General features: G+C 72.6%; 3 protein-coding genes. All 3 read right to left on the minus strand.

The features are described 5' to 3' along the window. Positions 1-75: 75 nt before the first annotated feature. The 3 genes from AC07OY_RS07860 to AC07OY_RS07870 all read right to left on the minus strand — a co-directional run bounded on the left by AC07OY_RS07860 (position 76) and on the right by AC07OY_RS07870 (position 9,815). On the minus strand, positions 76-3,195 hold the full coding sequence (locus tag AC07OY_RS07860) for a hypothetical protein (protein WP_495041946.1): 3,120 nt from the start codon (positions 3,193-3,195) through the stop codon (positions 76-78). Further along, complete coding sequence (locus AC07OY_RS07865) at positions 3,192-8,504, minus strand: hypothetical protein (RefSeq protein ID WP_495041947.1); 5,313 nt, start codon at positions 8,502-8,504, stop codon at positions 3,192-3,194. The genes AC07OY_RS07860 and AC07OY_RS07865 overlap by 4 nt, the downstream gene beginning before the upstream one ends. A gap of 306 nt (positions 8,505-8,810) precedes the next feature. Continuing rightward, entirely contained in the window at positions 8,811-9,815 is a 1,005-nt protein-coding gene (locus AC07OY_RS07870) for a chitinase (protein ID WP_495041948.1), read from the minus strand. Between the last annotated feature and the right edge of the window lie 96 nt (positions 9,816-9,911).

The following is a 9,911-nucleotide window of genomic DNA, read 5'->3' on the forward strand; positions in this document are numbered from 1 at the left end:
TAGCGTCGCTGGGGATGGCGTGGTGTCGGTTAAATCCAACTCCCTGTCAACCCGAGGCCCGGGCCGTCCGGGCCGTCACTTGGGTGTCGCGACCATCCTCAGCTGCGCCGCCTCGCGTCCGACCGGGTCCACCAGCACCAGCGCCACCTCCACAACCGGCACGGCGGGCGCGGCGCGCTCGACAACGAGGTCCAGCGCGCCGCTGCTGAGCGCCACCGGGGCGGCCTCGGGCGTCCAGTCGCCGTCGTCCAGCTTCAGATGCAGCTGCACCGAGAAGCCGCCGACCGCGCGCGGGTGGGCCACCGGGCCGCCGCGGATGGCCAGCGTCAGCCGCCAGCTGCCGGGCGCCGCCCCGGCGCCGACCGTCGCCGTCACGCTGCCCTCCGGCAGCACGGGCACGTCCGCGGGCATGAACAGGGCCATCGCGGGCGCCGACGCGCTGCTGAAGGTGCCCGGCGCGTCCTGGCGCTGCGCCGCCTGCAGGGGCTCGATGGCGCCGGCAGGCAGCGCCATCTCATCCACGCCGGGAGGCAGTCGACGTTCCGCCGGCATGCGCACCTCGGCCCAGTAGTGGTAGCGCACATAGGCGCTCAAGCCCTCGGGCGTCGGTGAATCGTCGACCTCGGCGCTGAACTCTTCGCCGTTGCGCCGCAGCCCGCCGCGGCCGATCTCGCGGGCGTAGAGCGCCTCGGGTACGCCGCCGCTGGCGCGGCGCAGCCGGTACTCGGGCGGCCGTGCGTCGGCGGCGGGCGGCTCGTCGAACAGGCCCGGCTCGGCGGCGCGCAGCGCCACCAGGTCCAGGCCGAGCGCGCGCACGGTGAGGGTGGCCACGCCGCTGGCCGGGTCGACGCGGGTCTCGACGCGCGGTGCGGGCGGGCGCCGGTCGCTGGGAACGGCCACAGGCAACAGCGGGCAGCTCTCGAAAGCCGCCTCATTGCCCTGGCTGCTCAGCGGCACGAAGCGCAGGAACTGCACGGTCTCCAGCGCCCGCGGCAGGCGGATGTCGAACAGCACGCGGCCGTCGCCCCCGGGCTGCAGCGGCGTGTCGGTGAGCAAGCGAAAACGCTCGCGCAGTCCCAGGCCCGCCAGGCCCTGCTGGGCGCCGTCGACGGCCACCTCGGCGCGCGTGCGCGGCCGCTCGCCGTCCATCAGCGCGATGTCCAGGCCACGCGCATCCGCCAGATAGGCGCGGTAGCGGGCGCCGGCCACGCCGGTGAAGCGCAGCCGGAACTCGACATCGCTGGCCGGGGCCGGGCGGCTGCTCCAGACGATGGCGATGCCCGTCTGCGGCACCGGTGGCGAACGGGGGTCGTGGATGGCGATGGTCAGCGCCACGGTGGGGCCGGGCGTGGCTTCGTCGTCCTCGAAATTCGCCGTCGCGGTCAGCGCGCGGCTTTCCATCGGCAGCAGCGCCGGCAGCTCGAAATCGAAGTGCAACACGCCGCCGTCCTGCGGCGCCACCGCATCCTGCAGCGCGCCGTCGAAACCGATGACAACGCGAGCCAGCGGCCGGGAGCCCGCCGTCATCTCGGCCAGTGCCGGCACCACCACCGTCCAGCGCACGCTGCCGGCCACGGCGGCCGCATCGCCCGCGGCCCGTTCGGCCAGCTCCAGATGGGAGCGCAGCAACGGCTGCGGCACGGGCGGCCGCGGCGGTGTCGGCACGATGATGTCGGTTGCGGCGCCGAAGCGGCCGAACACGTCGGCCAGTGCCACGCGATAGGTCCACGGCGCGTTGTCGGCATCGATGTCGGCATCCGACACGATGCCGAAGACGCCGTCGTGCAGCTTGTCGGCATTGCCCAGCATGCGTGGCGCTGCACGCTGCGCCGGATCGGCATCCGGCGTGGCAACGGTCAGGTCCACGGCGTCATGGCGCGTCTGCCAGCCGTCGGCCTCCTGTCGTCCCAGCGCGACGAGGGTGGCCAGCGGCGGCGTGGCGACGCGCAACTGCTGGCGGAATCGGAGGCTCGGCCCTTGGTCCTCGCGCTGCCAGCCGGCATCGCCCAGCAGCACCTGCGGCGCTGCCAGCAGGTCGGGCGGCGGCGCGGCCAGGGCGGTGGCCACCAAGGCGCGCAGCGTCAGACCGTGGCGCTGCACCGCCAGTTCGGCCGGGCGGCGCAGGCCGGGCTGCAGCTGCATCAGCCGCTCGATCAGGCGCAGCTCCATCGCGTCGGGATCGGGCAGCTCGAAGCGCGTCGCCGGGCCGACGGCGAACAGGCCCGCCGCCAGCCAGCCGCGCGCGCCGGGCGGTTGGAAGGGGTTGTCTGGCACGAGCAGATCGTCCAGCAGCCCAGCGGTGCCGAGGTAGTGGCCCGCGCCCACGTCCAGCGCCTTCATCAGCAGGCTGCCCTGCACCCATTCGGTGGCGCGTTGCCACGGGACGCGCTTGCCATCGCCCAACACCCGGGGCAGCCAGACGTGGCTGCGCTCCACGAGCGCGGGTGCCAGCCCGGCGTTGCCCACCAGGCGCTGGGCATCGTCGTCCAGATCGGCCTGGAAGGCGGCCACGCGCGCCCGCTCCGCGGCGGCGTGCAGCGGGTCGAACGGGCCGTCGGGCCGGTCCGGCGGCGTCCAGCGCCTGGGCGCCGCACGTTCGGCGCGCGCGAGCGCAGCCACCGGACCTTCGCCGCCGGCATACCAGGGTTGATCGCCGGCAATGGGCAGCGAAAGGCTGGCAAACGGCGGCTGCCCGAGCAGCGCCTCGATGGCCCGGCCGGCGGAGATCACCCAACCCTGCAGCGTGACCCGGCCGCGGCCGCGCAGCCGCAGGCCGGTGATCTGCGGCGCGGCCACCAGCCAGCGCGGCGCGGACCGCTGGGTGACGATTCGGCTGGCGCTGCGGTCCAGCAGCGCGAGCTCGCCGATGCCGGCGTGAAAGCGCGCTTCGATGCCAACGACGCGGCTGTCGTTGGGCGGCTCGGACTGGCGGCGGCCGGTGAGCTGGCCGCCCGCGCCGTCGAGGTTGAGGCCGGCCTGCTGGCGGCCGTCGCGCGCGAACCAGTCCATCGGTGGCGCATCGGTGGCGAAGGCCTCTACCGGCCAGACCAGGAAGGGCGCCAGCGGGAAGCCGAGCGTGGCCGACGGGAACAGCCGCAGGTGGGTGCCGTTCTGCAGATCGGCGTCACTGGCGACGATGCCGGCCGCTGCGGCATGGGCCGAGAAATAGCGCGGGTGAACAAGCCAGCTGGTCATGCGGCCTCCTCGGCGAAACTGGGTTGCAGTGGGATCTCGATCAAGCCCTGCAGCGGCTTGGGCGGCTTGCCGACGGGCCGGTCGGTGCAATGCAGGCGCAGCTTGGGCATGACCCATGGGAAGACCTGGCCGCGCCGCGTGCGCCGCGGCATGAAGGGCGCCGTGGTGGCAAACAGCAGCCGCGAGCCGCTGCGGTCGCGCAGCCGCACATCGAAGTTGGCAACGCTGGCGCCGCTCACCAACTGGAGCTTGTCAACCTCGAAGCGCCCCGGCCGGTGCACCGGTTCGGGAGATTCGATCAGCACGCCCGCGCAGCGCCAGGTCGCCGCACCGGCCGGCGGCAGCCACAGCAGGCTGATGCGCGGCTCAGCGGCCGCCGGCCAAGCGTCCATCCCCAGCGAGTCGAGGAAGGCATCGAAAGCCGCGTCGTCGCCGCTGCTGACCTGAGCGGCCAGCACGGTGCCGGCGCTCAGCGCCACGCCGCCGTGCGGGCGGCCTGCCGCGCCGCTGACGGGGAAGCGCAGGCCGGCCAGCATCTGCGGGCCATCGGCCCAGCGCGAGGTGCGGAAGCTCACGCCGGGCAGGCGCCCGTCGGCCACGCCGGCCCGCTGCGACCGGGCCAGCGCGAACACCTCGTACCACGTGTCGCATGTGAGCTTCACGTCCACGCTCAGCTCGACCGCGTTGGGCGCCAGGCCGCAGGGCGAGGCGAGGTAGGCGCCGGCGATGAGCGCAGCGCTGCCGGCCAGCAACGCGTCGCTGCCGGCCCAGGCGAGCTGGGGCACGAGCAAGCGGTCGGGCTCCACGGCATCGGGCTGGTCCAGGCGTCGCAGGCCGCACAGCAAGGCGTACTTGTAGGCGCCTGCCAGCAGGGCCACATGCGCGGGGGTGAAGCGCATGCGCACCGGGTCATCGGCAAATCGGTGCAGCTCGCTCTGCGCGGGCTCGTAGCCCAGCAGGTGGCGCTCCAGCATTGCGGGATCGAAGAAATCGCGTTTGCGGTGCAGCAGGTCCAGATAGGCACTGGTGCCGGGCGTCGGCATGCCGCCGGCACCGAGCAGCGGCGCGGTGCGGAACCAGTACTGGCGCGGGCTGTCGGCGCCGCCCGAGACCAGCGGCACCTTCTTGTTGTCCTCGTCCATCTTGTACAGGGTGCCCGACCAGCGCATGGACACGTCGATGCGGTAGAGCCGGCCGGGCTCCAGCACGGCGCGGCGCGCGGTCGACGGTGGTGCGCCGGCCTGGGGCGGCCCTTGGTTGACCACTTCTTGCTGCTTGGCGGCTTCGGCCGCCGTGGCCGCATTGCGGGCCGCGGCGGCGGCGGCTGCCGAGTGGGTGATGCCGCGCAGCGCCAGCAGGCCCAGCGGCAGCCCCGCGTGGCAGCTCGCCTCGATGCGCTTCACGCTGGGCCCTGCGTCGGGCGGCAGCCATTGCAAGGCCAGCCAGCCGTTGCCCAGATCGCCCTGCAGCCCGGGCGCCCAGGGGCGCGCCAGGTCGTCGGTCACCTTCAACGACCGCGGCACGGCGGGGTCCGCCGGCCAGTCCGACGCGCGCAGCACCAGCCACAGGCCCGGCTCGGCGAGCGCCTCGTCGGGCACGATATGCAGCACGTGGCGCGGCATGGCGCGCTGGAAGGCGAGGTCGTTGCGCGGCGTGAGCTGCACGGCGCCGGGGTCCAGCCAGCCGTTGAACTCGCGTTCATCCAGCGACTGCGGCGCAAACGGCCGCACGCGCGGGCCGGTGTAGCCCATGTGCAGCGGCAGCAGCAAGGCCGCAGCCTTGTCGAGCATGATGGCGGCCTGGGCGGGCTGCGTCAGCAGCAGCTCCACGCGGGCCCAGACCTGGCTTTGCAGCGGGTCGGTGGTGCGCGGATCGGGCGGCAGCCGAAACCCGCTGCCCTCGCGCGCTGCCGCGGCGCCCAGCGCCCAGCCCGAACGCGCGCGGGCCTGCGCGCGGCAGATGTCGGCCAGCGCCGCCAGCGGCGGCTCCGCCAGGCGCGCGCCGGCGTCGCCGAGCGCATGCAGCCACAGATCGCCGTAGGGCGTCATCAAGGCCAGCTCGGCCGGCTGGGGCTGGCTGCCGGCGTTGCCCAGCTTGCCCACCAGCCAGGCGCTGCTGAAAGGCCCGGCCACCACGGTCTCGGCCTCGGTGACGTCCATCAGCACCACGTCCAGCAGCTCCCATTCATAGCTGAGCAGCTCGCTGCCGATGGGCAGGGCCCGCGAGGCGCCCTCGGGGTAGCCGCCGATGTCGGGGAACTGGGCCGATGCCATCGCGAGCTTGGGCGCGGTGCTGAAGGCCAGCAGCGGAATGCTGTCGGGCCAGACGGCAGTCTCGGGCGTCGCGTCCTGGGGCCGGATGGCCAGCGGCGCCAGCCGGTGGTAGTGGTCGTCCACCAGTGAATGCCGCTGGCCGTCCAGCGGATGCTCCGACGGAGCGGGCATCTGCGGCGGCGTCGGGCTGCCGTACTCCAGGCTCACGCACTTGCGGATCTCGTCGAAGAACAGGTCGATGCTGCCGCACAGCTCGGCCTTCACGTGCGGCTCGGCGCCTTCCATCAGCACGACCGTCAGGGTTGCGTCGATGCCCACCGAGAAGATGCCGATGTGCAGGCCGCCGCCGATGGTGCCCACGCCGACGAAGCTCAGCGGGTGCGTGGCCACCAGGATGTCGGCGCGCGCGAACACGTCGGCCCAGACGATGGGCTTGAAGCCGTAGACGATGTCGAAGCCGACGCCGAAAGCGATGACGAAGCAACCCGGGCCGAAGGTGAACGGCCCGCCGCGCGGCCATTTGGTGATGCCGTTGCCGCGCATCATCAGGTAGGCGTCGGAGCTCTGGCCGACGATGTCGGGCAGGAAGATGGAGCGCACCGGGCCGCGCTCGCGGCTCTCGCTCGGCGCATTGCCGGTGTAGCCGTCGGCGCCGAGGTGGATGAACCAGTCGCGCGAAGCCTTCGGGAAATGCGCGCCCACCGGCACGATGGTGGTCAGGATGTGCGGGATCTCGTACTTGCCCTCGACCGCCACGGTGACGCCATCGGCCGGGTCCACCAGGATGACGCCCTTGGCCTGCAGCAGCGACAGGTCGTTGCCGCCGCGCGCGATGCTCATGCGCGGGCCCATGTAGCGGCCCTCGACCGAGCCGCGCACGATGATGTCCGGCGTGGTCACGAACAGGCCGGCGCGGGCGCTGAAGGTGAAGCCGAGATCGGGCGCAGTGCCGATGACGGCCTCCAGGCCGAAGCTGAAGGCCGGCGCCTCCACGAAGGCGCCTGGGTCCCGGTAGTCCCAGTCCAGCGCCGCCTGCACCGGGTCGTTGCCGGCGGGCACGGGCTTGGGCTTGCCGTTGGCCACGAACACGCCGCCCACGCCGTAGATCGCCAGGCCCGAATTGCCCAGCGGCAGCGGGCCGGGCAGGTCAACGCCCAGGGCCAGCTTGACCATGCTGCCCGCGGTCTCGACCTCGGCGCTGGCGCCCAGCTTGCCCAGCGGCACGATGCTGGCCTGCATCGCGGCGCGAAAGCCATCGGGCGTCAGCGCCACTGCGCCGCTGCCGGTGATCATGGGATCCAGCGCGATCGAGGCGGCCAGGCCGCGCAGCTCGCCGCTGAGCTTGCCGCTGTCGTCCAGCGTGCCGCGGATGGTGGCGCCGCTGACCTTCACCGGCCCGAGGTCGAGCTTGAAGCGCAGGTCCACCTCGATCCACATCGAGCCGCGGCCCGAGCGCGTACCCAGCACGTCGAACAGGGAGCCCGGGCCCTGCACCTTCCAGCCGCCGGGGTCTTCCACCTCCAGCGAGCTGCGGGCGTAGTCGAGGTGGAACATCTCCAGCCCCGACCTGCTGGGATCGATGCTGAGCACGACCTCGCGCACCCGCACGCGCAGCGGCTGGTTGGGGTGCATCTGCACCGACAGCACGCCCACGTCGATGCCGGTGACGGTGGCCGCCACCGAATAGTCGAGCTTGAGCCGCACGGTCTTGCCGGCCGGCAGCATGCCGCCGCTGCTCAGCAGTTCGGCGCCGTGCAGCACCAGCTGGCCATGCTCCAGGAAGCTTGACAACCCCGTGGCCGCCACCAGCAGGGTGTGCAGCACCACGCCCGTGCCGTCGCCGTCGGGCGCGGGGGTCTGCTCGGCACCATCGGCGATCAGCGCGGTGGCCAGCGTGGCCGCGGTGACGGCGATCTTGGCGCCCAGGCCGCCGTGCGTGCTGTCGATCTTCAGCAGCCCGTCGGGCCCCTGGCTTTCCAGCGCCAGGCTCATTTCCGACGCGGGCGCCTCGCCGGCGGCCGCCGGCTTGCGTGCATAGCGCAGCCGCGCCTGCACCGGCACGCCGGCCGCCAAGGCCAGCGCCTTGCCGAAGTTCTCGCTGCGGCCCTGCAGCGGCAGCTCCATCACCGCTTCGACGAGGGTGGGCACGAAGCCGTCCAGCCCCGTGGCCGTCGGGTCGCGGCATTCGATGCGCACGCGGATGGCCGGCCGGTCGCCGTCGGCCGGCACGGTGGCCTGCACGATCAGGTCGATGCCCGGCGTGGGCGGCAGGCCGAGCTGCAGCCAGGCGTCCACCGCATGGCCGCCGAGGAAGGGCACGCCGGCGGGCAGGAAGAAACGCGCGCGATTGACGGCCATGCCCTGCCAGGCGGGCGTGTCGGCCGGCGTGGCGAGCGCGACGCCCTCGACCACCACGCCAGCGGCCGGGCCGGCATCGCTGGCGAGGTCGAGCACGATGCCCTGCGTGAACTCGAAGCCGAAGCCCGTGCCGCCCAGCAGCACCGTGGCCGGCTGCATCTGCAGCACGACGACGTCGTCGGGCGCCTCGCGGTTGGGTGACAGGCTCAAGCGGACGCTGCCGCCGGCCTCGCCTTGCAGCACCAGGAAGAGGCCGCTGCCGACGATCTGCACCGGCGGGTTGAGCGGGTCGGCCGTGAGCGACTGGCCGTCTGCCGCCAAGGTGGCCGCCACCAGGCCGTGCGACGGCAGCGCGCGCACGAGGTTGAACAAGGGCCGCGGCGCACCGTCCTGCAGCGATACAGCCAGCCGAAACCCGCTGCGCGCGTTGACAGGGCCGTCGAACGACAGGAAATAGGCGCGCTCGGGGTTCACCGCCGGCGGCGGAACCAGGTTCAGGTTGAAGACCCCCAGCGCCTGCTCGGCCACCTCGAGCAGGGCCTGGCCTGCTTCGCTGTGGTCCGACAGCGGCGTGGCGCGGTCGATCTGTATCGTGGAGAGCAGCGCGGCGATCGGAACGCTGGTGGTCAGCCGGGCCAGCAGCTTTTCCTCGGACAGGACCTGGTTGACGCTCTGCATATGTCCCGCCTCGCCTTGCCGTGGACCATGCGTGTGCCGGCCTAGGCGCCGGACTGTTGGACCCCGGGCGAGGGAGCACCATCCCGCAGAACGCAGGCGCGCGGCACGGCTGCAGTGCCGGGCGCATGCGTTCAGGCGGCTGCACCATGGGGCGCCCTGGGGTGAACGATGCGCCGCCGCCGGCTAACGCCACCTTGCGTGAAGGCCGCCAGGCGTGGGGGCTGGCGGATGAAGATTGAGGATGCCGCCCACCACGAAAAAGGCCCGCCGGGCCGAAGCCGGGCGGGCCGTGGGGAGCTCAGACGCTCAGGGCTTGGGCAGGGCGTTCAGATAGGCCTTGTGGTTGACCGAGAACTCGTTGCCGCTGAAGCGGTCCCAGTTGATCGACCAGGTCATCACGCCGCGCAGGCCCAGGGTGGGCGTGCGGGGCGCGTAGCTGCCGCAGTTGCGCAGCTGGGTCAGGCAGTTCAGCGCGTTCTGCACCTCGGCCACCGACGTGAAGCCGCCGCCCGCATAGGCATTGGCCGGCAGCCCGATGGCGACCTGGTCGGGCCGCAGCGCCGGGAACTTGAAGCCCGTGCCCGCCACCGTGAAGCCGGTCAGCACCATGTCGGTCATGGCGACGTGGAAGTCGGCATTGCCCATGCTGTGGTACTGGTTGTCCAGTCCGGTGATCGGTCCCGAGTTGTAGTCCTGCACATGCAGCAGGGTCAGGTCGTTGCGCAGCGCGTAGATGACCGGCAGGTAGGAGCCGGCCCGCGTGTCGCAACCCGAGCAGGTGCCGCCGTAGAAGCTGTAGCCCAGCTGCACGAAGAAGGTCTCGGGCGCCATGGTCAGCACGAATTTGCTGCCATAGCGCGCCTTGAGCTGCTTGAGCGCGCTGATCAGGTTGACCACCACGGGCGTGGTCGGGTTGGCGACGTTGCTGTCTCCCGGGTTGAGCTGCAGCGAGTGGCCCTCGAAGTCCACGTCCAGGCCGTCCAGGCCCCAGCGGTCGATGATGCTGGCGACCGAGTTGACGAAGGCCGTGGCCGCGGCGGGCGTCTCCAGCCTCACCTGGCCGTTGGCGCCGCCGATGGAGATCAGCACCTTCTTGCCCTTGGCCTGCTTGGCCTTGATGGCGGCCAGGAAGTCGGCATCGGACTCGACATTGGGGCACTCGCCCACGGGGCAGCGCTTGAACGCCACCTCGCCCGAGGTGGACGAGGTCGGCTCCGCGAAGGACAGGTTGATGTGATCCCACAGGTCGCTCACATCCGCCATGCGCACATAGCCCGAGCCGTTGGCGAAGCTGGCGTGCAGATAGCCCACCAGCGAGTGCGTGCCTGAGGGAGGCGGCGGTGGTGGCGGCGGGGGCGGAGGTGGCGGCGGAGGCGGCGGCGGAGGCGGGGGCGGCGGCGGCGGCGG

Source organism: Roseateles sp. GW821-FHT09H10, from assembly GCF_059415865.1.

Excerpts from the sequence above, each read along its gene's own strand:
- AC07OY_RS07865 (WP_495041947.1), bottom strand. The coding sequence starts at position 8,504 with ATGCAGAGCGTCAACCAGGTCCTGTCCGAGGAAAAGCTGCTGGCCCGG.
- AC07OY_RS07860 (WP_495041946.1), bottom strand. The coding sequence starts at position 3,195 with ATGACCAGCTGGCTTGTTCACCCGCGCTATTTCTCGGCCCATGCCGCA.